This is a genomic window from Burkholderia stagnalis, assembly GCF_902830275.1.
Lineage (GTDB): Bacteria > Pseudomonadota > Gammaproteobacteria > Burkholderiales > Burkholderiaceae > Burkholderia > Burkholderia stagnalis.
Window position 1 is genome coordinate 150,017 of sequence record NZ_CADESW010000014.1, and the last position, 25,534, is coordinate 175,550.

Genomic DNA, 25,534 nt, shown 5'->3' on the forward strand with positions numbered 1-25,534 from the left:
AGGACGTTCAGGTTCCGGTGCGATTCGATGAGGCGACGCAGGCGCGCCGAGCGGCAAGGGTGGCGCCGCGATGTGTCGCCATGCTGTCAAACGGGGTGAAAGGGGCCGGCATCAATGCGTCCGCGGCATCGGAGAGGGCGCGCGCATTAACGAAAGGACACTGTGAGATTTAAAACGGAACCGGCGGCCCCGGATAATCGCGCACCGGAATGCACGACCGCTTGTACCGCCCATATCGTTTCCTGCCGGGATATTAAAAAGCCCCATGCCGCCCTCATTATTTCCTGTCCGGCCGCGTTGGCTAGCGGCCGCGTCCCAGCTTAAAACCGGGTTTATGGTATTCAACGTGCCCGAGATCCATCATTTTCCATCGGCCGCCCCAGGTCAGGCCGACCTGCTCGGCGACCTGTCCGTATAACTGGTAGCCGCGCATCGCCCACGGATCTTTTTCGGAAATCACCAGCTTGCCGTCGCGCAGGAACGCATTGTCCGACGCCAGCCCGTATTGGTGATAACTCTGGAACGCCGCCGCATTGGTCACGTTGCTGCCCATTTGCGCCAGCCGGTTTTGCCGTTCCGGGCTCCGGTAACCTTCCAGCAACGCCATTTCATAACCGTGTTGCTCGTGCATGATCTTGTAGACCAGCAGCAGGCGCGTGCGGAAATCCGGATCCAGCAGGTTCCAGTCGCGGCTGGCGTCCTTCAGTGCCGGCCGCACCAGCTCGACTTCCTTGGTGGCAAAGACTTCCGGCGGCAACGGCGGCGGCGGCACGAGCTGCTCGCCCTGCAGCAGGGCGGCGATCTTCTCGTCGGGCGCGCGCGCCGTGTCGTCGTATTGAAATAATTGCCGGCCGCGCAACGCAATGGCGACCAATGGCGGCGTCGCAAGAATACCTGTCGACACCATAATCAGCAAGCGTCGTCGGACAAGTAAATTTTGCACACCATTTAAAGCATCCCGGGTAACGGTTGCCGATTTAACAATCTGACCGCGGGTGCGCATCGCGCGATCGTTCGCGCGGCGCGTGAGACGGCCGTGAAACTGGGCGACCGATTCGAAAACGGTCGCGCGGACGCCAGGTAAAAGCAGCAGCGCCGCGAGGGCGACCGCGGCGGCGAAATAGGCGATGAGTGCGACGGCAATCAACGATATCCCCGGAAATTGGAATTGATTGTGTTTTGCAATGCTTGCTCTTAGAATCAGGCCTGCTCTGAGAGGCCGGGCTATATTATCGCGGCGAATTAAACCAGGATTCAATGAGACGCTGAATGAGTGCGCCGGAAAATTCAAATCCAAAAACTCCGCCCAGCCTGCTGTCCGATACGAAACAGGCAGACGGGCCTCAGCATTCGCGCATTCTCGCGAATCTGGAAGGCCGCGTCACCCAGCAGGCTGAACCGCCGCGCCGCTCGCTGAAGGCGCCGATCGCAGCGGTCGTTGCGCTCGTGGTCGCGGTGGGCGGCTGGGGCGCATGGCGCATGCAGCAGGCGAGCGATACCCCCGTGGCCGTCGCGGCCGCGCCCGCCGTGCAGGCACCAGCGCCCGCGAAGGCCGCGCCCGCCAGCGCGGCCGCGCCGCAGCTCGCGCAGAACGCCGCGAGCGCGCCGCAGCCGGCCACGATCGTCAACGACGACACGGCATCCAGATCCGCTGCATCCGCGGCGTCCGCTCCGGCGGCCGACAACGGCCGCCTGTCGCGCGCGCTCGCGAACGGCGCCGACGATGCGTCGGGCGCCGCGCCGGCAGCAGCGGCGGCCGCGGCTGCGAAGCCCGATATCGCGAAAGCCGATGCCGTGAAAGCCGATGCCGCGAAAGCCGATGCCGTGAAAGCCGATGCCGTGAAAGCCGACACCGCGAAAGCCGATACCCCGAAGAGCGCAAAGGCCGCCACGGGGGCCGCACGCGGCAAGACCGACGCGAAGACGGACGCAAAGGCCGACGCCGCGCACGCGAAGGCCGACGCGAAGAAGCACCGCAAGGAACAGCAGCAGGCCGAGCTCGCACAGGCGAAGAAGCGCCGCGATGCGCAGGCGCGCACCGCGACCGCGAAGGATGATCCGGACGCCGACCTGCTCGCAGCGCTCGTCGCGCGCACGAAGCCGGCCGACAAGAAGAGCAGTGCGACCGCTGCCCAGGCCGCGCCGACCAAGACCGCCGCATCCGCTGCGACATCCGGCGGCGGCACGGCGCTCGCCGCGCGCGTGAAGGAGTGTTCGGAACGCGGCTTCTTCGAGGATCAGCTGTGCCGGTGGCGCGTGTGCGACGGCCACTGGGGCAAGGATCCCGCGTGCCCGGCCGCGGCGCAGAACCGCCAGTAAGCCGCCGTTGCGCCCTGATGCATGCGCCGCCCCTCCGGGCGGCGTTAATGAGATGGTCAGCCCGATCCCTACTCAGCGGACTACGCTGAGTGGGGATTGTTCTTTTTGGGGACCATCATGCTTTGTGCGCCGCGCGCCCGCTTTGTGACGGTGTCACGAAGATGGCACACTGGTCGGGCATATAACCCCCTTACCCTTGTTGCGCGGCGCCCGCGCGCGGGCGGCGATCGCGCCGGCCGCACGGCGCGACGCGGCCGCGCGCCGCACGACCTTCGACATGATCGTACAGACTTACGGCGCCGATACGTCCGGCATGGTGTGCGGGTTCCGCTTCCTGCCCGGCGAGCCGGGCGCGACGCTCGACGCGGATTCGGCCGCCGCGTGGCTGCACCAGCAGCGGACGGCCGAGCCGGACGACGCATTCGTCTGGCTGCACTTCAACCTCGCGCACGGCGCCAGCGAGCGCTGGATGCGCACGCATCTCGGGCTGCCCGACAGCTTCTTCGAGTTCCTGCACGACGGGTCGCGCTCGACGCGCATCGAGCAGGAGGACGGCGCGCTGCGCGCGATCGTCAACGACGTGATGTTCAACCTCGAGCTGACGCCGTCGGAGATCGCGACGCTGTTCGTCCACGTCGAGCGGCGCGTGATGGTCACCGCGCGGCTCAAGCCGCTGCGTTCGGTCGACACGCTGCGCGCGAGCGTGCGGGACGGCGAGCGCTTCCGCTCGCCTGCGGAGCTGCTCGTGCATCTGCTGCGCGACCAGGCCGACCTGCTGATCCACATCGTGCGGCGCACCAGCATCGACGTCGACCGGATCGAGGATCGCTTCCTGTCGCAGCGCCTGACCGCGAGCCGCGTCGAGCTCGGCGTGATGCGCCGCACGCTGACGCGCCTGCAGCGCATGCTCGCGCCGGAGCCCGGCTCGATCTTCCGGCTGCTCGCGAAGCCGCCGGCCTGGCTGCATGCGGAGGACAGGCAGGCGCTGCGCGAGTCGACCGAGGAATTCTCGCTGGTGCTCGCCGATCTCGCGGGGCTGGTCGAGCGGATCAAGCTGCTGCAGGAAGAGATCGGCTCGCGCCTCGACGAGCAGAACAACCGCACGCTGTTCACGCTGACGCTGGTGACCGTGATCGCGCTGCCGATCAACATCGTCGCGGGCTTCTTCGGGATGAACGTCGGCGGGATTCCGTTCTCGGAGAACAAGCACGGCTTCTGGCTGATGGTGCTGTTCGTCGCCGGCTTCACGGCGCTTGCCGCGTGGTGGGCATTTCGCCGGCGCGGCGGCGATCGCTAGCGGCGCACCCGGGCGCGCATGAAAAACGGGCCTCCACCGGAGGCCCGTCGTTCGTTCGGACACCGCCGCGCGCGCGATGCGGGGCGCGCGGCAGGCCGAGGCTCAGGCGTATTACTGCGTGAGCGTCTTGCGCGGCACGAACTTGCCCTGATAACGCAGCGCCGGATGTTCCTGCGGCGTCGTGATGCCGTCGAACGTCGGCGTCTGGCGCAGCTTCATCGCCGCCGGCGATGCGACCGAGCCGATCGACGTCGAGCGCGATGCCGGCGCGAGATTGTTCGCGACGAGCAGCGCGGCTTCGCTCTTCAGGTTCGCGAGCAGCACCGGGTCGGTCGAGCGGTTGACCTGCGTGAGCAGCCCGCTCCATGCCGCATCGCTGTAGTTCACCACGTAGTAGTCGAGGCCGCTCGGATCCGCGACCACGCCCGTGCAGCCGTCCACGCGGATTTGCGCCTGCGTGTCCTTCAGCGCGTACGTCGTGCGGTTCGCGAGGCCCTGGCCATACGCGAGCGTGATCGGCACCGTCCACTGCGTGCCCGGATACGGGTTCTTGTTCGGGAACGGCTGCTGCTTCAGCGTGACGACGGTCTGGTTCTTCGTCAGGTCGCACTGCGTGTCGAGCGTGACCAGCGGCACGCCGGTCTGGCGCGTGTAGCTGTCGCCGATCGGGCCGACGGCCTGGCCGGTCGACTTCGACACCGCGTCCCACAGGCGCTTCGGCGTGCCGTTGCCGAACGAGTAGTCGGTCAGGTATTGCTGCAGGCCCGAACGCAGCGGCTGTTCGCCGACGAAGTTCTCGATCGTCTTCAGCACGTGCGCACCCTTGTTGTAGACGAACGCGCTCGCGCTCACCACGAAGTCGTTCGACGCCCACCCGTTGAAGTTCGGGGCGACCGGGAACGCGTTCGGGCCGATGTCGCGGTTGATCACGCGGTACTTGTTCGTCACCTGGTCGAGCCAGCTGAACTCGTCCGGGAAGAACTGGATCGTCGTCTTCACCTCGAAGAAGCGCGCGAACGATTCGTTCAGCCAGACGTTGTCCCACCAGTCGGTGGTGACGAGATCGCCGAACCACTGGTGCGCGACTTCATGCGTCAGCACCTGGTTGCCGTAGCGCGACATCGGCTTGCCCGGTTCGGGCAGGATGTCGTCCGCGAACTCGAGGATCGACCCCCAGTTCTCCATCCCGCCGAAGTTCAGGTTCTTCTCCGCCTTGAACGCATCGTTCGCGGCAACCGTGTCGAACTTCGTCAGCGGCAGCGGAATGCCCGTGTAGCGATAGTAGAAGTCGAGCGCCTGCTTGGTGCGCTGCATCGCCGGCTGCGCCCAGTCGCGCATGCCCGGCGGCGTGAACACGCGCAGGTGCAGGCCCTTGCCGTCCGGCAGCGGGCTCGAGAAGTCGTCCTCGTAGGTATCGAACAGGCCGCCGCCGAAGAACACCAGGTACTGCGGCATCGGCGGGGTCTTCTCGAACGACACGAGCTTGTAGCCGCCGCCGACGTTCGTCGACGGCTTCTCGGCGCCATTCGACACGACGCGCCAGTTCTGCGGCACTTCGGCGGTGATTTCATAGGTCGGGCGGAACGCCGGCTCGTCCCAGCCGGGGAACCACTGGCGCGCGAGGTTGGTTTCGCCCTGCGTGAGAATCGCGCCGCTCGTCGTGCCGTCGGTGGCCTTCAGGTCGACGCGGAACACGCCTTCGGCGGCCGAGCAGCCCGGATACGGATCGTCGCCGCAGCTGCCGCCGGTGTGGTTGACCGGATCGTCGTAGGTCTTGAAGTTGATGATGCCCGACCACTCCATGTGCAGCGAATAGGTGCCGGGCGAGATCGTGCCGCTGGCCGGGCGCAGCTGGTAGAAGTCGCCCTTGTCCTGCGGCGTCGCGATCAGCTGCACGTTGCCGGGCTGCAGCGTGACGCGGCCGTTGGTGAACTTGATCCGGTGGCCGGCGACCACGATCGACGACACCGGCTTGAGCACCTTGATCTCGACGTCGGCGCGGCCGTCGAACGCGTTCAGCGCGTCGTTCGGGCGGAACCACAGACGGTAGTTGACCGGCACCACGGTGTCGGGCATCTCGACGGGGCGCACGCTCTTGTCCACGTTGGACGCGGCCGGCTGAGGCGCGGCCGGCGTCGACGCGGCATTCGGGTTGCCGGCCGCGCTGAGCGCGGAAGCCGAGCCGGCGCCGCCGTCATCGCCGCCGCATCCGGCGAGCGCGAGCGCCGCGACGATCGGCAGATAACGCATCTTGCGATTGTTCATCCACATACTGAAACCTCGATTATTGAAAGGAGTCGTTCAGTGCTGCGAAAACACCCGGCAAAAAGCATCCCCTCGCCGTTAATCAACAGCGACGTGAAATGCCAATGACGGATTATTCGAAAAGACGGCTGGCTGACTACGTGAAGGTAATCATGATTTGCTGCCCCCTCTGGATTTTCAATTGTCGGTTAACTTGTCGGTTCAAATATGCCGGGCGCGTGTTGTACTGAATGGAATTCGCGCGCACGGCAAGCGGCGGCGCGCCCGGGCGGGCGCGCAACCCCATCGAATCGACGGCCAACGGGGCAGGCCGGGCCTTGCGCCGCGCGACCGGAACGCGTCGTTGGCGCTCCGTAAAATCGTCGTCATGCGGCATCGAGGTTTGTCAGCCTGCTCGAAGGATGGGTCAATATACTTGATGGTTTTGAGTAAAGGAAACGAAAAATTTAGAGAATGCTTCGCTTGAAATTTTCGCGATTCATTGAATGATCTCCGTCGTTAATTCGCTTGTCTGTTTAGTCCGCGAATCCGTAGTTTTAATGTATTAAAGATCGGCGGGGGCGCGGGAAACTACGAAGTCCGGGGCGCCGGCGCGCGCCCGGTACAATGCCGCAACGCCCGTTCGCCGCGAGGAGGCCGCCGATGTCGCCTGTCCCGTTCCGTGCCGCGCCGTTGCGCGCCATCCTGTTGCTGGTTGCCGCCGTGCTCGTGCTCGGCGGGTGCGCGGGCCTGATGCCCGACCGTGTGCATGTGACGGTCGCCGGGCTCGAGCCGCTCGTCGGCCAGGGGCTCGAGATGCGCTTCAACCTGAAGCTGCGCGTGCAGAACCCGACCGACGCGCCGATCGACTACGACGGCATCGCGGTGACGCTGGAGCTGAACGGCCAGCCGTTCGCGAGCGGCGTCAGCGATCGCGTCGGCGTCGTGCCGCGCTTCGGCGAGGCGGTGCTCGACGTGCCGGTGTCGGTGTCCGCGTTCGCCGCCGCGCGGCAGGCGTGGAACCTGGCCGGCGCCGCGTCGGCGGGCGAGCTGCCGTATGCGCTGCGCGGCCGGCTCGCGGGCAGCGCGTTCGGCGCGGTGCGCTTCACCGACGCGGGCACGCTGCGCCTGCCGGCGATGCCGGGCTGGGGCGGGTGACACGCGCGGCGGCGCCTGACGATCCTTGATGTTCTCTTCACACGATTTCTCGATGTTGCGCCGCGATCGCGCCTAAACTGGCCGGGTCCGACTGGCGGACTTTTCGATGAGGAGTGCACATGGCAGCGAAATTCGTCATCAAGCAGGCGACCAACGGCCAGTTCCTGTTCCACCTGAAGGCCGGCAACGGCGAGATCATCCTGCGCAGCGAGCTGTACAAGACAAAGGCGTCGGCGGAGAACGGCGTCGCGTCGGTGCGCAAGAATGCGCCGGACGACGGCCGCTACGAGCGCAAGACCGCGCACAACGGCGAGTACATGTTCAACCTGAAGGCCGGAAACCACGAGATCATCGGCACGAGCGAGACGTATGCGACCGAGGCGGGCCGTGACAACGGCATCGCATCGGTGAAGCAGAACGCCCCCGACGCGCCGCTCGAGGATCTGACCTGACACGCCGCCCGCACGGACGCCGCCGGCCCCGCCGCCCGTCCTTTGCCGCGTCGAGCAAAGCAGGGTAAGGTGTGGTCCGCGCGGCGGATTCCCGCTGCCTGTCGAAGTCAACCGTTGCCGAGTTCGCGTGACCGAATTTCCCGTTTTCCACTGGACCGACGCCGCCGGCGTCGATCATGCCGTGCGCTGGCGTTCCGAAGCCGGCGTGGCGCCGCCCAAGCGTGCGGTGCCGGCCGACGACCGCATCAATGCCGACGCCGCCTATCGTCTCGCGTGCGAGGGCACCGCGCTCGTCTGGCAGGGCGATTTCCAGAACGCGCGCCAGCTCGTGCAGGCGATGGCGCGCCGCGTCGACCGCAAGCCGAAGAAGGCGAAGGCCGCGGCCGGCGCCGACGCGTTCAACCTGCATCGCCTCGCGCAGTCGCAGCGCGCCCGCACGCTCGGGATGGTGCTGATTCCGCTCGACGCCGACTACACGATTGCGCTGCGCCGCGCCCCCGATGTGCGCGCCGCGTGCGAGGAAGCGTACGGCCCCGGCGGCGCGCCGTCGGTCGTGTCGCTGCGCGAGCTGCTCGGCCTCGTCGGCGCGCACGAGTGGCGCAAGAAGGGCGTGCCGATTCCGGCGCTCGGCGGCGCGCCGATTCATCCGTACTACGGCGTGTTCTCGCCGGTGCGCGGCGAATACGTCGAGCTCGTCGCGCGCGCGCCGCTGCCGGCCGACACGCTCGCGTTCGACGTCGGCACCGGCACCGGCGTGCTGGCCGCGGTGCTCGCGGCGCGCGGCGTCAAGCGGGTGGTTGCAACCGACCAGGATGCGCGGGCGCTCGCCTGCGCGCGCGAGAACGTCGAGCGGCTCGGCTATGCGGCGCAGGTCGACGTCGTCGAGGCCGACCTGTTCCCGGCCGGCCGTGCGCCGCTCGTGGTCTGTAATCCGCCGTGGGTGCCGGCCCGGCCGAGCGCGCCGATCGAATACGCGGTCTACGATCCGGACAGCCGCATGCTGCGCGGCTTCCTCGCCGGGCTCGCCGCGCACCTCGAGCCGGGCGGCGAGGGCTGGCTGATCCTGTCCGATTTCGCCGAGCATCTGGGCCTGCGGCCGCGCGACACGCTGCTGCAGTGGATCGACGAAGCGGGCCTCGTCGTGCTCGGCCGCGACGACATCCGCCCCGCGCACCCGAAGGCGGCCGACGCCGACGATCCGCTGCACGCCGCGCGCCGCGCGGAAGTGACGTCGCTCTGGCGGCTCGGCGCGCGGAGCTGAGCGCGCGTTTTCGGTAAACTGACGCCATTCCTCACGATTTCCCGCCAGCGGGCCGCGCGCTTTCCACGCGCGCGGCCCGGTGCCGCTTCACCATGTCGAACAAGACCCACGATATCCGCCCCGAGCAGTCCGTCGAGCTGCTGAAGGAACTGCACATCCTGACCCGCGACGGCAAGCTGAACCAGGACAGCCGCCGCAAGCTGAAGCAGGTCTATCACCTGTTCCAGTTCATCGAGCCGCTGCTCGCCAGCGTGCAGGCCGAGCGCGGCGGCGTGACGCTCGCCGATCACGGCGCGGGCAAGTCGTATCTCGGCTTCATCCTGTACGACCTGTTCTTCAAGCAGCAGCCGGGGCACGGCACGCCCGCGTTCGCGTCGCACATCTATGGGATCGAGACGCGCGAGGAGCTGGTCGCGCGCTCGGCCGAACTCGCCGCGCGGCTGGGTTTCGGCGGGATGTCGTTCCTTAACCTGTCCGTGGCCGAGTCGATCACGTCGCCGCTGCTGCCCGCGACGGTCGACGTCGTTACCGCGCTGCACGCGTGCGACACCGCGACCGACGACGCGATCCGCTTTGCGCTCGCGAAGCAGGCGCGGCACATCGTGCTGGTGCCGTGCTGCCAGGCGGAGATCGCCGGCGTGCTGCGCAGGAACAAGGGCAAGTCGCTCGCGAACGCGCTGACCGAGGTGTGGCGGCATCCGCTGCACACGCGCGAATTCGGCAGCCAGATCACCAACGTGCTGCGCTGCCTGCAACTCGAGGCGCACGGCTACCAGGTCAGCGTGACCGAGCTGGTCGGCTGGGAGCACTCGATGAAGAACGAGCTGATCATCGCGCAGTACAAGAACCTGCCGCGCCGTCGCCCGGGCGAGCGGCTCACCGAAATTCTCGACATGTTCGGCCTCGCGGAGCTGCGCGAGCGCTTCTTCGTGCCGCAGGGCGCGCAGCCGGCCGGCGAGGAAGCGGCGCCCGTCGCCGACTGATCCGGCCGCCGCCCGCCGCTCAGACGTCGTCGCCGGCGCGGCTCATCCAGTCGCGCCAGCCGTCGTGGCCGAGGCGGCGCAGCGTGTCCTGGTTTTTCTCGTAGATCGCGGATGCATCCGGAAACGCGTCGACCGCGCGCGCGATGCTGTCCTCGCGCAGCAGGTGCAGGATCGGATACGGCGCGCGGTTCGTGTAGTTCTCGATGTCGTCGGGTTCGCTGCCTTCGAACCGGTAGTCCGGATGGAAGCTCGCGATCTGCAGCACGCCGTCGAGCTTCAGCTGCCGCACGAGCCGGTCGGCGAAGAACAGCGCATCGTTGTAGTCGACGAAATCCGCGAACGCGCGCGGGTAGATCACGAGCGTCGTGTCGACCTGCTTCGGATCGGCGGCTTCGAGCAGCCGCAGCTCGGTTTCGAGATCGGCGAGCGCATCCTCGAGCGTCGCCGCTTCGCTGATCGCGTAGCGCACCTGCTCCTTCACGTAGACGCTTTTCGCGAACGGACACAGATTGAGCCCGATCACCGCGCGCGCGAGCCAGTGCCGGGTGGCGGCGAGGATGTCGTCGTGCGAAGGGGCGCGGGTGTCGGTCATGGCAGGGCGGAAAGATCGGAGACGGCCGCATTGTAGCGGGCGCGGCGCAGGCCGCTCGTCACGCGCATGCAGCCTCGATCAGCTGCGTGGCCAGCGCCGGCGCCGCGCCGATCGGCGTCTCGCCGTACCGGTACGTCTGGCTCGCCGCGTAGATCCCCTCGATCACGAGCGCGAGCGAATCGGCCAGGAAGGCCGGCTGCCGCGCGCCGGCGCTCGCGCACAGCTCGACGAGCCGCGCCATCAGCCGTTCCTTGTTCTGCGCGACGCGTTCGCGCGCCGGGTGCGACGCGTCCGGGAATTCCGCGGCGACGTTGACGAACGGGCAGCCGCGGTAATCCTTCTGCGTCGCGCGCTCGGCGAGATCGGTGAAGTACTGGATCAGCTGCGCCTTCGGCTGGCCGGGATGCTTCGCGACGCTCGTGTCGAAGCGCTCGAAGAAGCACGCATCCATCCGCTCCAGATACGCGAGGATCAGCTCGTCCTTCGACGAGAACTGGCGATACAGGCTCATCTTGTTGACGCCGGCCAGCTCCACCACGGCCTCGACGCCCACCGCGCGCACCCCTTCCCTGTAGAACAGCTCTTCGGCCGCGCGCAGCAGGTGCTCCTGCGCGGCAGCGCCCGAGATCGGCTGCCGCGTGCGGCGCGACGCGGGCTTGGCGGTCTCGATGTCGGACATGTTGGCCTCGAAGTCGAAATTGAATGCTTGACATGTTACCGACTGGTCACTACGATCGCAACACACTTGTGACTGATCGGTAACAATGCGATCGGATCGATGACAACTGCCAGGCGTCGGCCAGGGGCCGGCCGACGCGGGGTGCGGCGGAGGTGGCCCGTTTTGCGTGGGACCGGGCGAGGCGCTGAGGCGCTGATTCCGGTCGACAGCGCTGCATGGGACTGGACTAAGTGCGCAAGCGCCGAGTCCGGTCGACAGGAGAATACGGACATGAACTGGGCGGCAAGACGAATCGGCGGGCGCTTCCACTACGGATGGCTCGCGGCGGCGGTGGTATTCCTGATCCTGCTGGCGGCGGCCGGCACCCGAGCGACGCCGAGCGTGCTGATGGTGCCGCTCGAGCGGGAGCTCGGCTGGAGCCGCGCGGCGATCTCGCTGGCGATTTCGGTGAACATCGCGCTCTACGGGCTGACCGGGCCGTTTGCGGCCGCGGCGATGCAGCGCTTCGGGCTGCGGCCGACCATCCTGACCGCGCTCGTGACGATGGGCGCGGGCGTTGCGCTGTCGTCGATGATGACGCAGAGCTGGCAGATGGTGCTGATCTGGGGCCTGATGGTCGGCAGTTCGACGGGCGTCGTCGCGCTGACGCTGTCGGCGACCTTCGTCACGCGCTGGTTCCACGCGCGGCGCGGGCTCGTGATGGGGGTGCTGACCGCAAGCACGGCCACCGGCCAGCTCGTGTTCCTGCCGATGCTCGCGGCGATCGCGCAGCGGCACGGCTGGCGGCCGGTCGTGCTGGTCGTCGCGCTGGCGGCGGCGATCGTGATTCCGCTCGTCGCGCTGCTGCTGCCGGAGCGGCCGTCCGACGTCGCGCTGCGTCCGTACGGCGAGCCGGCCGATGCGCCGCCCGCCGCCGACGCGTCGAAGGAGAACCCGCTCAAGGTCGCATTCGGCACGCTGCTTACCGCCAGCCGCTCGCGCGATTTCTGGCTGCTGTTCTTCAGCTTCTTCATCTGCGGCGCGAGCACCAACGGCTACGTCGGCACGCACCTGATCGCGATGTGCAGCGACTACGGGATGACGGAAGTGCAGGGCGCGTCGCTGCTCGCCGCGATGGGCGTGTTCGACCTGTTCGGCACCACGCTGTCGGGCTGGCTGTCCGACCGCTACGACAACCGCGTGCTGCTGTTCTGGTACTACGGGCTGCGCGGGTTGTCGCTGATCTACCTGCCGCACGCGTTCGGCATCGATTTCTTCGGGCTGCCGCTGTTCGCGATGTTCTATGGGCTCGACTGGATCGCCACCGTGCCGCCGACGGTGCGGCTCGCGACCGACGTGTTCGGCAAGACGGCCGCGCCCGTCGTGTTCGGCTGGATCGTCGCCGGCCATCAGCTCGGCGCGGCGTTCGCGGCGCTCGGCGCGGGGATGCTGCGTGCGAGCCTCGGCACCTACACGATCGCGTCGATGATCTCGGGCGGGCTGTGCATCCTCGGCGCGCTGGTCGTGCTGCGCATCAACCGCGGCACGTCGCGCGCGGCGGCGCAGCCGGTCTGAGCATCGGGCAGGCGGGCCGCGCGCGGCCCGGCCATAGCAGGATCGGCGATTTGCATTGATCGCCCCGGCCGGGCGCGGCGGCGCGCAACCGGTTATGCTTGCGGTTCTCCGGGCGTTCGCGCCCCTTCATCGATACCAACGAGGATCCGCATGTCCGTCAAACCTGCACCCACCTCTGTTTCGATTCATGAACTGATCGCGGGCCGCTGGAGCCCGCGCGCCTATTCGAACGCGCCGGTCGCCGCCGACCAGCTGCACGCCGTGCTCGAGGCCGCGCGCTGGGCGCCGTCGGCCTACAACGCGCAGCCGTGGCGCTTCATCGTGTTCGATCGCGCGCGCGACGAAGCGGCGTTCAAGCGCGCGTTCGCGACGCTGGTGCCGTTCAACCAGGGCTGGAACGCGCCCGCACCGGTGCTGATCGCGGTGACCGCGCATACGCTCACGCCGAAGGGCGAGCCGGCGCCGACCGCGCTGTACGACGCCGGCGCGGCCGCGATGTCGCTGGTGCTGCAGGCGCACGCGCTCGGGCTCGCGGCTCACCAGATGAGCGGGTTCGACGCGAATGCGTTCCGCACCGCGTTCGCGATCCCGGCGGACGTCGCGATTCCCGCGCTGATCTCGATCGGCCACTATGGCGATGCCGACAAGCTCGATCCGGTGCTGCGCGATCGCGAGAAGGCGCCGCGCACGCGCCATCCGATCGGCGAAGTGGTGTACGCGGGCGCGTGGAAGAAGGGTTTCGACGCGGCGGCGTGAGCCCGCCGCATGCGCCTCGCGCGTTGCGGTTTCTTCAGATGTTTATTCAGGCATCGGCAGGCGCGGCCATCCCTCGGCCGCCGGCCGCGTTTCTCCGTCACCGGAGGCCGGCACCCGATTGTGATCACGCGGGCTTCGTGATAAAAAGCCCGTCCTTTCCGTTTTCGCGCCGGCCATGCGGCGGCACCTTCCCATGACTTACTGCGCGATCGACTTCGGTACGTCCAATTCCGCCGTGGCGCTGCCCGACGGCGCGGGCATGCGGCTCGCTCCCGTCGAGGGCGCCCACCTGACGCTGCCGACCGCCATTTTCTTCAACAACGACGAGGAGACGGTCGAATACGGCCGCGCGGCGCTCGCGTCGTATATCGACGGCTTCGACGGCCGGCTGATGCGCTCGATGAAGAGCATCCTCGGTTCGCCGCTCGCGGAGACGACCACCGATCTCGGCGACGGCACCGCGATGGCGTACACCGACATCATCGCGCGCTTCCTCACGCACCTGAAACGCAATGCGGAGGCCTGCGCCGGCGCGCCGATCGGCCGCGCGGTGCTCGGCCGGCCGGTGTTCTTCGTCGACGACGATCCGCGCGCCGACCAGCTCGCGCAGGACCAGCTCGAAGCGGCCGCACGCGCGGTCGGCTTCAACGACGTGCATTTCCAGTACGAGCCGATCGCCGCCGCGTTCGACTACGAGTCGCGCCAGCGCGACGAGCGGCTCGTGCTGGTCGCCGACATCGGCGGCGGCACGTCCGACTTCTCGCTGGTGCGGGTCGGCCCCGAGCGGATGGCGCGCCTCGAGCGCAAGGACGACGTGCTCGCGCACCACGGCGTGCACGTGGCCGGCACGGACTACGACCGGCGCGTCGAGCTGTCGGCGATCCTGCCCGCATTCGGTTACCGCGCGCTCGATCCTGAAGGGCGCGAACTGCCGAACCGGATCTACTTCGACCTCGCGACCTGGCACCTGATCAACACGGTCTACACGCCGAAGCGGCTCGGCGAGCTGAAGCTGATGAAGCACCTGTACGTCGACGCGCGGCATTTCGAGCGGCTCGCGCGGGTGGTCGAGCTGCGCTTCGGCCATGCGCTGATGGCGCGCGCGGAAGAGGCGAAGATCGGCGTCGCGGCGGGCGGGGAGACGATGATCGACCTGAACGACGTGGAGGAAGACCTGCAGATCGCGTTCGACGCGGGCCGGCTGATCGATGCGAGCGGCGACGACACCGCGCGCATCGTCGAGGCCGCGCGCGAGACGGTGCGGCTCGCGGGCATCGCGCCGCGCGACGTCGGCGCGCTGTACTTCACGGGCGGCTCGACCGGGCTGGCGTTCCTGTCGGGCGCGCTCGCGGGCGCGTTCCCGGATGCGCAGCCGGTGTTCGGCGACCGGCTCGCGAGCGTGGCGACGGGGCTCGGCATTCACGCGCAGCGGCTGTTCGGCTGAACGTCGCCGGCGACGAGACAAAAAAAAGCCCCGCCGAAGCGGGGCTTTTTCTTTCAGACGAATTCTCGCGCTGAACTTACAGCGGGCGAATGTTCGCAGCTTGCAGACCCTTCGGGCCCGTCTTCACTTCGAATTCGACCTTTTGGTTTTCTTGCAGCGTCTTGAAGCCTTCGACGCGGATTTCCGAGAAGTGCGCGAACAGATCGTCGCCGCCGCCTTCCGGGGTGATGAAGCCGAAGCCCTTAGCGTCATTGAACCACTTGACGGTACCGGTTGCCATGTTACTTGTTCCTAAAAAGATAAAACGGGGCCGAAGCCCATGGGGCGCAAAAAATCAAGGAAGGGGTAATGGGACCAACCGGAGTACCGTTGATGGGCGAACTACGAAAGAACCAATTCACTCGCCGCTTGAAATCCTGCGTGGATCTTTATACGGCTAATTCATCGTCCGGTCAACCGTATTTCCACTGTCTCAGGGTTAATACGAATTTAGAGCTTACAAACATTGCGGATGTCACGGATTTTTTGTAGGGATTGATCGATTTCAGCGCAAATGTCGAGGTGCAACCGTTACACTACGCGCCGCATGGACCGGGTTGCTCCGATCGAGTGATCCGTCCCCCCAAGAATGCGTGCGCGGTGCAGTTCGAGCCGATCCCGAGCTGAGAGCCGACCACGCTTTTTGAGACACAGGAGAGGATGTGAAGAGTTCTATACAACGGAACATCGGCCCGTTTGCACTGATGCTGACGGGGCTGGGTTCGATTATCGGCTCGGGCTGGCTGTTCGGCGCCTGGAAAGCCGCGAAGATCGCCGGTCCGGCGGCGATCTGCGCGTGGATCATCGGCGCGGTGGTGATTCTCGCGATTGCACTGACCTATGCCGAGCTCGGCGCGATGTTCCCCGAATCGGGCGGCATGGTGCGCTATGCACGCTACTCGCATGGTTCGCTGGTGGGCTTCATCAGCGCGTGGGCGAACTGGATCGCGATCGTCTCGGTGATCCCGATCGAGGCCGAGGCATCGATCCAGTACATGAGCACCTGGCCGTATGAATGGGCGCACAGCCTGTTCGTGAACGGCGAGCTGACCACGCCGGGCCTGCTGCTGTCGGCCGTCCTCGTCGTCATCTACTTCCTGCTGAACTACTGGGGCGTGAAGGCGTTCGCGCGCGCGAACACCGCGATCACGATCTTCAAGTTCCTGATCCCCGGCCTGACGATCGCCGGCCTGATGCTGTCGAGCTTCCATGCCGACAACCTCGGCATGGCGACCAACGAGAGCTTCGCGCCGTACGGCTGGTCGGCGGTGCTGACCGCGGTCGCGACGAGCGGCATCGTGTTCGCGTTCAACGGCTTCCAGAGCCCGGTGAACCTCGCGGGCGAAGCGCGCAACCCGTCGCGCAGCGTGCCGTTCGCGGTGATCACGTCGATCCTGATCGCGCTCGTGATCTACGTGCTGCTGCAGGTCGCGTACATCGGCTCGGTGAATCCGGCCGACGTCGCGAAGGGCTGGGCGCACTTCAACTTCTCGTCGCCGTTCGCCGAGCTGGCGATCGCGCTGAACCTGAACTGGCTCGCGATCCTGCTGTACGTCGACGCGTTCGTCAGCCCGAGCGGCACCGGCACGACCTACATGGCGACGACCACCCGCATGATCTATGCGATGGAGCGCAACAACACGATGCCGAAGATGTTCGGCAACGTGCACCCGCTGTACGGCGTGCCGCGCCAGGCGATGTGGTTCAACCTGCTGGTCTCGTTCATCTTCCTGTTCTTCTTCCGCGGCTGGAGCTCGCTCGCGGCGGTGATCTCGGTCGCGACGGTGATCTCGTACCTGACCGGCCCGATCAGCCTGATGGCGCTGCGCCGCGCGGCGACCGACATCGAACGTCCGCTGTCGATCCCGCTGATGAAGCTGATCGCGCCGTTCGCGTTCGTCTGCGCGTCGCTGATCCTGTACTGGGCGACGTGGCCGCTGACCGGCGAAATCATCCTGCTGATGATCGTCGCGCTGCCGGTGTACTTCTACTTCCAGGCCAAGGCGGGCTGGAGCGGCTGGAGCCGCGACCTGAAGGCCGCGTGGTGGCTCGTCGCGTACCTGCCGACGATGGCCGTGCTGTCGCTGATCGGCAGCAAGGAGTTCGGCGGCCACGGCGTGCTGCCGTACGGCTGGGACATGCTCGTCGTCGCGGCGATCTCGCTGGTGTTCTACTTCTGGGGCGTGAACACCGGCTACCGCACCGAGTATCTCGACGAGCGCGAATCGCGCGACGAGATCCTCGAGGGCGTCGGCGCCTGACGGATCCTGACCTGCCGCCGGATTCGGCGGCGGCGGGAGGCGAGAAAAAACCCGTTCGAGCCTGGCTCGAACGGGTTTTTCATTTGGGCGGCCGCTCAGGCGGCGGCGCCGCCGAACACGTAGTTCGTCATCGCGAGCACCCGCTGGTAGGTGCCGAGCGACTGGATGCCGAGCTGGTAATCGTCGTCCGCGGCGCCGAGCGCGGCGAACACCGGCAGCAGGTGCTCGTCGGTCGGGTGCATCAGCACCGCATGCGGCGCCTGGCGGCGATAGTCGAGCAGCGCGTCGATGTCGCGGGCCGCGAGCTTCGCCTCGAACCAGTCGGTGAATTCCGTGACGCGCGGGTCGGCATCCTCGGGCGTGGCGCCGAAATCCGCGGCGCGCAGGTTGTGCGTGATCTGGCCGGAGCCGATCACCATCACGCCTTCGTCGCGCAGCGGCCGCAGCGCGCGGCCGAGCGCGAAGTGATGCGCGGCGTCGGCGCGCGGCTGGATCGACAACTGCGCGACCGGCACGTCGGCGTCCGGGAACATCAGCAGCATCGGCACCCAGGCGCCGTGGTCGAGGCCGTGCTCGACCGTCTGGGCCGCGATGCCGGCGGCATTCAGCAGCCCGGCCGCGCGCTCGGCGACGTCCGGCGCGCCCGGCGCCGGATAGCGGATCTCGTACAGCGCGCGCGGGAAGCCGTAGAAGTCATGGATCGTTTCCGGATGCTGCGCGATGCTCGCGGCCGGCTGCTGCGTGCCCCAGTGCGCGGACAGCATCAGCACCGCGCGCGGGCGCGGCAGCTCGGCGCCGAGGTGCGTGAATGCGCGCGACGGCAGTGTCGGATCGATCGGCAGCGTCGGGGCGCCGTGGGACAGGTAGAGCGAAGGCAAGCGGTTCATGGCGGTGGCCTGCAAGTGATGTTGCCTGTGACTATAGGCTCGCACTGACCGTTGATAAATTCGGTGCGGCGAATTTTATTCGGTCGCATATGTTGATAATCGGTCGGCGTAGCGCGCACGGATGGGTGATTCGATACGAATCGACGAAATTCGCCGACGATGCCGGAAGAAGCGGTGCGAAGGGGGCTGCGGGGCGGCGCGCGCCGTTACTGCGCGTGCCGGATGCCTTCCCAGGGCGCAGTCAGCGGGGCGCTGAGCGCGAACAGGTCGAGCACGCGCGCGACCGTCTGGTCGACGAGTTCCTCGATCGTCTTCGGCATTGCGTAGAAGGCCGGCAGCGGCGGGAACACGATGCCGCCCATCTCGGTGACGGCCGTCATGTTGCGCAGATGCGCGAGATTGAACGGCGTTTCGCGCACCATCAGCACGAGCCGGCGGCGCTCCTTCAGCGTGACGTCGGCGGCGCGCGTGATCAGGTTGTCGGACAGGCCGTGCGCGACGCTCGCGAGCGTCTTCATCGAGCACGGCGCGATCACCATCCCGTCGGTCGCGAACGAGCCCGACGCGATCGTCGCGCCGACGTCGCGCACCGAATGCACGACGTCCGCGCGGCGTTCGACGTCGGCCTTCGACAGCTTCAGTTCATGCTGGATGTTCAGCCAGCCGGCGCTCGAAATCAGCAGGTGCGTTTCGACGCCGCCGGCGGCGCGCAGCATGTCGAGCAGCCGCACGCCGTAGATCGCGCCGGTGGCGCCGGTGATCGCGACGATCAGGCGGCGCGGCGGCGCGCTGCGGGGTTCCATCGGGGGAGGGGTGTTACGCGGCGGCGAACAGTTGCTGCAGCTCGCCCGACTGGTACATCTCCATCATGATGTCCGAGCCGCCGATGAACTCGCCCTTCACGTACAGCTGCGGGATCGTCGGCCAGTTCGAAAATTCCTTGATGCCCTGGCGGATCTCGTCATCCTCGAGCACGTTGACCGTCTTGAACTGGTCGACGCCGCAGGCCTTCAGCACCTGCACGGCGCGGCCCGAGAAGCCGCACATCGGGAATTGCGCGTTGCCCTTCATGAAGAGCACGACCTGGTTTTCGTCGACGATTTGCTTGATACGTTGTTGGGTGTCCATGACTGACCTTGCGGTTGCGGGGCGTTAGAACGAAATGATAGCGGATTTCAATCCGGCGGGCCGGGCCTCGGCGCGGATCAGCCGGGCAGGCGGCCGCCGGTGGTGCGCTCGATCGCGGCGAGATCGGCGAGCGATTCGATTGCGACGTAGCCGCGCGCGGCAAGCAGCGCGCGTACGGCTTCGGCCTGGTCGTAGCCGTGCTCGATCCACAGCGAGCCATGCGGTTTCAGGAACGCGCCGGCGCCCGCGACGATCGTGCGGATCGCGCTCAGGCCGTCGGCGTCGTCGGTGAGCGCGCCGCGCGGCTCGAAGCGCAGGTCGCCCTGCGCCAGGTGCGGGTCGTGCTGCGCGATGTACGGCGGGTTGCTGACGATGGCATTGAACGCGAGCGCCGGATCGAGCGCCGCGTACCAGTCGCTGAGCAGCCAGTGCAAAGGCCCGCCGGGGCGATGCGGGTCGAGCAGCTTGGCGCCGTTGCGCGCGGCGACGGCGAGCGCGGCCGGCGAGCGGTCGAGCGCCCACACGCGCGCGTCGGGTCGCTCGGCCGCGATCGACACCGCGATCGCACCGCTGCCGGTGCCGAGATCGAGCACCGCCGGATGCGGGATGCCGTCGATCGCGTCGAGCGCCGCCTCGACCAGCAATTCGGTTTCCGGGCGCGGGATCAGCACGTCGGGCGTCACGTCGAACGGCCGTCCGAAGAATTCGCGCAGCCCGACCAGCTGCGCGACCGGCTCGCCGGCCACGCGGCGCGCCTCGAGCTGGCGATAGCGTTCGACCGCGGCCGCGTCGAGCGGCTCGTCGCCGCGCGTGATCAACTGCGTGCGCGTCCAGCCGAGCGCGTGCGCGAGCAGCACGCGTGCGTCGACCGGGTCGAGCGGCGACGCGCGCAGCAATTCGTCGGCGGATGTGTCGGGCATGTCGACCTCAGTCGGCGTCGCCGAGCGACGCGAGCAGTTCGGCCTGATGCTCGCTGACGAGCGCGCCGATCAGTTCGTCGAGATCGCCGTCCATGATCGCCTCGAGCCGGTACAGCGTCAGGTTGATGCGGTGATCGGTCATCCGGCCCTGCGGGAAGTTGTACGTGCGGATCCGCTCGGAGCGGTCACCCGAGCCGATCAGGCTCTTGCGCGTCGCGGCTTCCTTCGCGTGCTGCTCGTGATACTGCTTGTCCTTGATCCGCGCGGCGAGCACCTTCAGCGCGCGATCCTTGTTCTTGTGCTGCGAACGGTCGTCCTGGCACTCGACGACGATGCCGGTCGGGATGTGCGTGACGCGTACCGCCGAATCGGTCTTGTTGATGTGCTGGCCGCCCGCGCCGGACGCGCGGAACGTGTCGATCCGCAGGTCGGCCGGATTGATCTCGACCTCGCCGATCTCGTCGGCTTCCGGCATCACCGCGACCGTGCACGCGGACGTGTGGATGCGCCCCTGCGTCTCGGTCGCCGGCACGCGCTGCACGCGATGGCCGCCCGATTCGAACTTCAGCCGCGAGTACGCGCCCTGGCCCGCGATCCGCACGATCACTTCCTTGTAGCCGCCGAGATCCGACGCGCTTTCCGACATCATCTCGACCTGCCAGCGCTGGCGTTCCGCGAAGCGCAGGTACATGCGCAGCAGGTCGCCCGCGAACAGCGCCGATTCGTCGCCGCCGGTGCCCGCGCGGATTTCGAGGAAGATGTTGCGATCGTCGTTCGGGTCCTTCGGCAGCAGCATCTTCTGCAGCTCGACCTCGAGACGGGCCATCCCCTCGCGCGCGCTGCGGATCTCGTCCTCCGCGAAGTCGCGCATCGACGCATCGGCGAGCAGCTCCTGCGCCGCGGCCTCGTCGTTGCGCGACTGGCGCCACAGCGCGTACTGCTCGACCACCGGGTCGAGTTCCGCGTGTTCGCGGGTCAGCTTGCGGTACTGGTCGAGGTCGGCCGTGACGTTCTCGCGGCTCAGCAGGTCGTTCAGTTCGGCCAGCCGGATGGACAGCTGGTCGAGCTTGCGTTGCATGCTCGTCTTCATGGTGTGGAGCGGCGCTCCCGGGCAGGAATGTCGGAAAGGAAAGGCCGGCTCGCGAGCCGGCGTGGGCGGGCGCGGTCGGCGCTAGTGGCCCGACTGGTCGTTCGAGCGCGGCGCGTGCTGGTAGAAGCCGCGCATCAGGTCGATCAGCGAATCGCGGTCGGCGCCGTTCGCACGGTTGAGCGCGCTCGTCGGGCCGTGGATCAGCTTGTTGGTCAGCGTCTGCGACAGCGCCTCGAGCACTGCGGCCGGATCGTCGCCGCGGGAGAGCATCTTCTGCGCCTTGTCGAGTTCGGCGCGGCGCAGCGCATCGGCCTGCGTATGCATGTGACGGATCACCGGCACGACGCTGCGCGTGTCGAGCCACTGCATGAAATTCTGCACGCGCGTCTCGATGATCGTTTCGGCCTGCGCGACCGCGGCCTGGCGCGACGCGTTGCCTTCGCGCACGATCGCGCCGAGATCGTCGACGGTGTAGAGAAACACGTCCTTCAGCTTGCCGACTTCGGGCTCGATGTCGCGCGGCACCGCGAGGTCGACCATGAAGATCGGCCGGTGGCGGCGCGCCTTCACCGCGCGCTCGACCGCGCCGAGGCCGATGATCGGCAGCGTCGACGCCGTGCACGACACGATGATGTCGAATTCCTGCATGCGGGTCGGCAGGTCGGACAGCGGCATCGCGCGGCCGTTGAAGCGCTCGGCGAGCTTCTGGCCGCGCTCGGCCGTGCGGTTCGCGACGACCAGCTCGCGCGGGCCTTGCGCGGCGAAGTGCGTCGCGCACAGCTCGATCATTTCGCCGGCGCCGATGAACAGCACGCGCTGATCCGACACTTTTTCGAAGATGCGCTGCGCGAGGCGTACCGCGGCCGCGGCCATCGACACCGACTGCGTGCCGATCTCGGTCGTGCCGCGCACTTCCTTCGCCACCGCGAAGGTGCGCTGGAACAGCTGGTTCAGGTAGGTGCCGAGCGCGCCGGCTTCCGTCGCGGTGCGCACCGCATCCTTCATCTGGCCGAGGATCTGCGTTTCGCCGAGCACCATCGAGTCGAGGCCCGACGCGACGCGGAACGCATGCCGGACGGCTTCCGACTGCGGCAGCGCGTAGACATGCGGCGCGAGCTCGTCGACGGGGATCCGGTGATACTCCGACAGCCAGTGCACCGCTGCCTCGCGCGCCGCACGGTCGTCGGTCGCGCAATAGAGCTCGGTGCGGTTGCAGGTGGACAGGATCGCCGCTTCGGGCGCGTTGGGCGCCTGGCGCCCGAGGAACACGCTCTTGAACGTGGCGAGAGCCGGCTTGATCTGTTCGAGCGGAAACGCCACGCGTTCGCGCAGGGCGACAGGCGCAGTGTGGTGGTTGATTCCGATCGTGAGGAGTTGCATATCAAGGGCTATCGTTTAGCCCCATATTATAGCGTTTCGGCGATTTCCTCACGCGACGCGTATCGGGCGTCGGCCAGAGCCGGGCGGTGATTCGGGGGTTCGATCGGCACCTGGTCGAGCTGGTATCCATAGCCGTAGAGCGGCAGCAGGCGGTATCCGTGCTCCGGGAGCAGCCGCAGCTTGCTGCGCAGCCGGGAGGCGTGGGTGTCGAGCGTGCGCGACTTCATGTCGCGCCGGCGGGCCCAGACCGTCTCGAGGATATGGGCGCGCGATACGGGGCGCGACAGGTTCGCGAACAGCAGCAGCGCGAAGCGGAATTCCTTCGGGGTGAGCGCCACGACCTCGTCGCCGAAGCGCACGAGGCCGTGCGTGGCGTCGAACGCGTATTCCCCATACATATCGCGCGAGCGGTTGGGCGGGCGGCGGACGCCCGCGCGCCGCATCAGCGCGTTGACGCGCGCGAGCAGCTCGGGGCCGCTCACCGGCTTGACGAGACAGTCGTCGGCGCCCGCATGCAGGCACGACACGATCTCGCTTTCGCGCGGCATGCGCATGACCGCGATCGCGGGCAGGCCCGGCAGGATCGTCCGCACACGCGGGATGACTTCCTCGGCGGGCAGGTCGCCGGCCCAGTCGCCGGTGATCAGCAGGTCGCAGGTGTCGGTGGCGAGCCACTCGAAGAACCGCGCGCTGGAAGAGAACGGGTGGCAAAGGTGCCCACCCGCGAACAGGAGGCGATTCATGAGCGCGGCGTGACGCGCATCCGGATCGATCAGAGCGATTCGCATGGGAATTTCTTCTTTACGGCAGCCGGTGCGCGCTTGCCATAACGTCGGGTCGGCCCCTACACTCAAACGTTACGCGGCAAGTACCCTGCTGATGTCAGGTCTCAGGTTCGATGGATGGATCGATGCTAGCGGCAGGAGTCGTTCACGCCTATGGGACGAATCTGAAATTAATAGAAGGCGCGAATGAACTGGTTTGGAATCGTCGTTCTGGGAACGGCCGTCGGGCTGCTCGGCCGGGGCTTGCACCCGCTGCGGCGCGCCGGCCGGCCGGCGTGGTGGGTCGCGGTGCTGGTCGGCATCGCCGGCGCCGCCGCGGCGAAGATGGCCGGCAATCTCTCAGGACTCTTTTACGATGGCGAGACGCTCGAATGGCCGGTCTGCACCGGCGTCGCGTTCCTCGCCGTGGCGGTGACGGTCGCGCTGGCGGCGCGTCGCTGATTGCTCTCAGGTGAAATCATGAATGCCCGTCTCCCCGAAGCCTCGCCGGTGCCGGCCCGAATCGCGCTGCTGCGCGGCGCGATGGCCCGCGAGGACCTGGCCGCGTATCTCGTGCCGTCCGCCGATCCCCACCTGTCCGAATACCTGCCCGAGCGCTGGCAGGCCCGCCGCTGGCTGTCCGGGTTCACGGGCTCGGTCGGCACGCTCGTCGTGACCGCGGATTTCGCGGGGCTGTGGGTCGACAGCCGTTACTGGGTGCAGGCCGAGGCCGAACTGGCCGGCACGGGCGTGCAGCTGATGAAGATGACGGGCGGGCAGCAGAGCGCGCCGCATGTCGACTGGCTCGCGCAGAACGTGCCGGCCGGGGCGACGGTCGGCGTCGACGGCGCGGTGCTCGGCGTCGCGGCCGCACGCGGGCTGACGGCCGCGCTGAGCGCGCGCGGCGTCGCGCTGCGTACCGATCTCGACCTGCTCGACGCGATCTGGCCCGAGCGGCCGGGGCTGCCCGGCGACGCCGTGTTCGAGCATGTCGCGCCGCAGGCCGACACGACCCGCGCGAGCAAGCTCGCCGACGTGCGCCGCGCGATGCACGCGCAGGGCGCGCAGTGGCACTTCGTGTCGACGCTCGACGATCTCGCATGGCTATTCAACCTGCGCGGCGCCGACGTCAACTTCAACCCCGTATTCGTCGCGCACGCGATGATCGGCGCCGACCGCGCGACGCTGTTCGTCGCCGACGGCAAGGTGTCGCCGGCGCTCGCCGCGTCGCTCGCGCAGGACGGCGTCGACGTGCGCGCGTACGACGCCGCGCGCGCGGCGCTCGCGGCGCTGCCCGACGGCGCGACGCTGCTGATCGACCCGCGCCGCGTGACCTACGGCACGCTCGAGGCGGTGCCGCCGGGCGTGAAGCTGATCGAGGCCGTCAATCCGTCGACGTTCGAGAAATCGCGCAAGACGTCCACCGAGATCGAGCATGTGCGCGTGACGATGGAGCACGACGGCGCGGCGCTCGCCGAATTCTTCGCGTGGTTCGAGCAGGCGGTGAACCGCGAGACGATCACCGAGCTGACGATCGCGGAGCAGCTCCAGGCCGCGCGCACGCGGCGCCCGGGTTATGTGTCGCCGAGCTTCGCGACGATCGCCGGCTTCAATGCGAACGGCGCGATGCCGCATTACCACGCGACGCCCGAATCGCACGCGACGATCGCCGGCGACGGCCTGCTGCTGATCGATTCCGGCGGCCAGTACGTGAGCGGGACGACCGACATCACGCGCGTCGTGCCGGTGGGCACGGTCAGCGACCTGCAGCGGCGCGATTTCACGATCGTGCTGAAGTCGATGATGGCGCTGTCGCGCGCACGCTTCCCGCGCGGCATCCGCTCGCCGATGCTCGATGCAATCGCGCGCGCGCCGATGTGGGCGGCCGGGCTCGACTACGGGCACGGCACCGGCCACGGCGTCGGCTACTTCCTGAACGTGCACGAAGGCCCGCAGGTGATCTCCCATTACGCGCCGGCCGAGCCGTACACGGCGATGGAGGAGGGGATGATCACGTCGATCGAGCCGGGCGTGTACCGGCCCGGCAAATGGGGCATCCGGATCGAGAACCTGGTCGTGAACCGCGCCGCGGGGCAGACCGAGTTCGGCGATTTCCTCGCGTTCGAGACGCTCACGCTGTGCCCGATCGACACGCGCTGCGTGCTGATCGAGATGCTGCACGAAGAAGAGCGCGCGTGGCTCAACGCGTATCACGCGACCGTGCGCGAACGTGTCGGCCGGCACGTGAGCGGCGACGCGAAGGCATGGCTGGAGGCGCGCACGCAGCCGATCTGACGCGTGCGCGGTTTCCGTTCGAACGACAACC

At 67.7% G+C, this 25,534-nt stretch carries 25 protein-coding genes; 12 read left to right on the forward strand and 13 right to left on the reverse strand.

Annotated features, from left to right (window positions below; translation table 11 throughout):
• Positions 1 to 301: 301 nt before the first annotated feature.
• Positions 302 to 1,147, reverse strand: coding sequence for a M15 family metallopeptidase (locus HWY45_RS23505; RefSeq protein WP_059566612.1), 846 nt, complete (start codon positions 1,145 to 1,147; stop codon positions 302 to 304).
• A 122-nt stretch (positions 1,148 to 1,269) separates the two neighbouring features.
• Between HWY45_RS23505 and HWY45_RS23510 the strand changes: the two genes are divergently transcribed.
• Positions 1,270 to 2,319 carry a hypothetical protein gene (locus HWY45_RS23510; protein WP_059880810.1) on the forward strand — a complete coding sequence of 350 codons (1,050 nt, stop codon included), beginning with the start codon at positions 1,270 to 1,272 and terminating at the stop codon, positions 2,317 to 2,319.
• 277 nt (positions 2,320 to 2,596) lie between these two features.
• Positions 2,597 to 3,616, forward strand: a complete 1,020-nt coding sequence (locus tag HWY45_RS23515) for a transporter (RefSeq protein WP_059880836.1) — start codon at positions 2,597 to 2,599, stop codon at positions 3,614 to 3,616.
• 111 nt (positions 3,617 to 3,727) lie between these two features.
• Here the strand turns inward: HWY45_RS23515 and HWY45_RS23520 are convergent, their stop codons facing one another.
• Entirely contained in the window at positions 3,728 to 5,887 is a 2,160-nt protein-coding gene (locus HWY45_RS23520; RefSeq protein ID WP_059566614.1) for a M1 family metallopeptidase, read from the reverse strand.
• A 130-nt stretch (positions 5,888 to 6,017) separates the two neighbouring features.
• Entirely contained in the window at positions 6,018 to 6,257 is a 240-nt protein-coding gene (locus HWY45_RS23525) for a hypothetical protein (RefSeq protein ID WP_060046140.1), read from the reverse strand.
• Positions 6,258 to 6,523: 266 nt separating this feature from the next.
• Here HWY45_RS23525 and HWY45_RS23530 point away from each other — a divergent pair, with 266 nt between their 5' ends.
• The 4 genes from HWY45_RS23530 to HWY45_RS23545 all read left to right on the forward strand — a co-directional run bounded on the left by HWY45_RS23530 (position 6,524) and on the right by HWY45_RS23545 (position 9,714).
• Positions 6,524 to 7,018 carry an LEA/WHy family protein gene (locus HWY45_RS23530; RefSeq protein ID WP_059880807.1) on the forward strand — a complete coding sequence of 165 codons (495 nt, stop codon included), beginning with the start codon at positions 6,524 to 6,526 and terminating at the stop codon, positions 7,016 to 7,018.
• Positions 7,019 to 7,137: 119 nt separating this feature from the next.
• Complete coding sequence (locus HWY45_RS23535) at positions 7,138 to 7,470, forward strand: YegP family protein (RefSeq protein WP_059566616.1); 333 nt, start codon at positions 7,138 to 7,140, stop codon at positions 7,468 to 7,470.
• Between the two features lie 127 nt (positions 7,471 to 7,597).
• On the forward strand, positions 7,598 to 8,731 hold the full coding sequence (locus tag HWY45_RS23540; protein WP_059880805.1) for a methyltransferase: 1,134 nt from the start codon (positions 7,598 to 7,600) through the stop codon (positions 8,729 to 8,731).
• A 92-nt stretch (positions 8,732 to 8,823) separates the two neighbouring features.
• Positions 8,824 to 9,714 (forward strand): class I SAM-dependent methyltransferase, encoded by an 891-nt coding sequence (locus tag HWY45_RS23545; protein ID WP_059566618.1) that lies wholly within the window; start codon positions 8,824 to 8,826, stop codon positions 9,712 to 9,714.
• A 19-nt stretch (positions 9,715 to 9,733) separates the two neighbouring features.
• Here the strand turns inward: HWY45_RS23545 and HWY45_RS23550 are convergent, their stop codons facing one another.
• Positions 9,734 to 10,306, reverse strand: coding sequence for a DUF1415 domain-containing protein (locus HWY45_RS23550; RefSeq protein WP_059805670.1), 573 nt, complete (start codon positions 10,304 to 10,306; stop codon positions 9,734 to 9,736).
• Between the two features lie 58 nt (positions 10,307 to 10,364).
• Positions 10,365 to 10,985 carry a TetR/AcrR family transcriptional regulator gene (locus HWY45_RS23555; protein WP_059880802.1) on the reverse strand — a complete coding sequence of 207 codons (621 nt, stop codon included), beginning with the start codon at positions 10,983 to 10,985 and terminating at the stop codon, positions 10,365 to 10,367.
• A 270-nt stretch (positions 10,986 to 11,255) separates the two neighbouring features.
• Here HWY45_RS23555 and HWY45_RS23560 point away from each other — a divergent pair, with 270 nt between their 5' ends.
• From HWY45_RS23560 to HWY45_RS23570, 3 genes are all read left to right on the forward strand, one after another.
• The gene (locus HWY45_RS23560) at positions 11,256 to 12,539 is read left to right on the forward strand and encodes an MFS transporter (protein WP_059566621.1); all 1,284 of its coding nucleotides are present in this window, start codon (positions 11,256 to 11,258) and stop codon (positions 12,537 to 12,539) included.
• A 150-nt stretch (positions 12,540 to 12,689) separates the two neighbouring features.
• Positions 12,690 to 13,295 (forward strand): nitroreductase family protein, encoded by a 606-nt coding sequence (locus tag HWY45_RS23565; protein ID WP_059566622.1) that lies wholly within the window; start codon positions 12,690 to 12,692, stop codon positions 13,293 to 13,295.
• A 193-nt stretch (positions 13,296 to 13,488) separates the two neighbouring features.
• The gene (locus HWY45_RS23570) at positions 13,489 to 14,739 is read left to right on the forward strand and encodes an Hsp70 family protein (protein WP_059566623.1); all 1,251 of its coding nucleotides are present in this window, start codon (positions 13,489 to 13,491) and stop codon (positions 14,737 to 14,739) included.
• 76 nt (positions 14,740 to 14,815) lie between these two features.
• On the opposite strand, the gene HWY45_RS23575 is transcribed toward HWY45_RS23570, so the two are convergent.
• Positions 14,816 to 15,019 carry a cold-shock protein gene (locus HWY45_RS23575; RefSeq protein WP_006400508.1) on the reverse strand — a complete coding sequence of 68 codons (204 nt, stop codon included), beginning with the start codon at positions 15,017 to 15,019 and terminating at the stop codon, positions 14,816 to 14,818.
• A 421-nt stretch (positions 15,020 to 15,440) separates the two neighbouring features.
• Here HWY45_RS23575 and HWY45_RS23580 point away from each other — a divergent pair, with 421 nt between their 5' ends.
• Positions 15,441 to 17,039 (forward strand): APC family permease, encoded by a 1,599-nt coding sequence (locus HWY45_RS23580; RefSeq protein WP_059566624.1) that lies wholly within the window; start codon positions 15,441 to 15,443, stop codon positions 17,037 to 17,039.
• 95 nt (positions 17,040 to 17,134) lie between these two features.
• On the opposite strand, the gene HWY45_RS23585 is transcribed toward HWY45_RS23580, so the two are convergent.
• The 7 genes from HWY45_RS23585 to HWY45_RS23615 all read right to left on the reverse strand — a co-directional run bounded on the left by HWY45_RS23585 (position 17,135) and on the right by HWY45_RS23615 (position 23,232).
• Positions 17,135 to 17,926: a DODA-type extradiol aromatic ring-opening family dioxygenase gene (locus HWY45_RS23585; protein WP_059566625.1), complete on the reverse strand. Its 792-nt coding sequence runs from the start codon at positions 17,924 to 17,926 to the stop codon at positions 17,135 to 17,137.
• Positions 17,927 to 18,132: 206 nt separating this feature from the next.
• Complete coding sequence (locus HWY45_RS23590; RefSeq protein ID WP_059805675.1) at positions 18,133 to 18,729, reverse strand: UbiX family flavin prenyltransferase; 597 nt, start codon at positions 18,727 to 18,729, stop codon at positions 18,133 to 18,135.
• A gap of 13 nt (positions 18,730 to 18,742) precedes the next feature.
• Positions 18,743 to 19,054, reverse strand: a complete 312-nt coding sequence (gene grxD / locus HWY45_RS23595) for a Grx4 family monothiol glutaredoxin (protein ID WP_011883132.1) — start codon at positions 19,052 to 19,054, stop codon at positions 18,743 to 18,745.
• Between the two features lie 77 nt (positions 19,055 to 19,131).
• Entirely contained in the window at positions 19,132 to 19,974 is an 843-nt protein-coding gene (gene prmC, locus HWY45_RS23600; RefSeq protein ID WP_059805677.1) for a peptide chain release factor N(5)-glutamine methyltransferase, read from the reverse strand.
• 7 nt (positions 19,975 to 19,981) lie between these two features.
• Positions 19,982 to 21,064 carry a peptide chain release factor 1 gene (gene prfA, locus HWY45_RS23605; RefSeq protein ID WP_059566628.1) on the reverse strand — a complete coding sequence of 361 codons (1,083 nt, stop codon included), beginning with the start codon at positions 21,062 to 21,064 and terminating at the stop codon, positions 19,982 to 19,984.
• A gap of 81 nt (positions 21,065 to 21,145) precedes the next feature.
• Positions 21,146 to 22,444 carry a glutamyl-tRNA reductase gene (gene hemA, locus HWY45_RS23610; protein ID WP_059880799.1) on the reverse strand — a complete coding sequence of 433 codons (1,299 nt, stop codon included), beginning with the start codon at positions 22,442 to 22,444 and terminating at the stop codon, positions 21,146 to 21,148.
• A gap of 26 nt (positions 22,445 to 22,470) precedes the next feature.
• Entirely contained in the window at positions 22,471 to 23,232 is a 762-nt protein-coding gene (locus HWY45_RS23615) for a response regulator transcription factor (protein WP_059805680.1), read from the reverse strand.
• Positions 23,233 to 23,415: 183 nt separating this feature from the next.
• Here HWY45_RS23615 and HWY45_RS23620 point away from each other — a divergent pair, with 183 nt between their 5' ends.
• Positions 23,416 to 23,670, forward strand: coding sequence for a hypothetical protein (locus HWY45_RS23620; protein ID WP_059566631.1), 255 nt, complete (start codon positions 23,416 to 23,418; stop codon positions 23,668 to 23,670).
• 18 nt (positions 23,671 to 23,688) lie between these two features.
• Entirely contained in the window at positions 23,689 to 25,503 is a 1,815-nt protein-coding gene (locus tag HWY45_RS23625) for an aminopeptidase P family protein (RefSeq protein ID WP_059880796.1), read from the forward strand.
• Positions 25,504 to 25,534 lie beyond the last annotated feature (31 nt).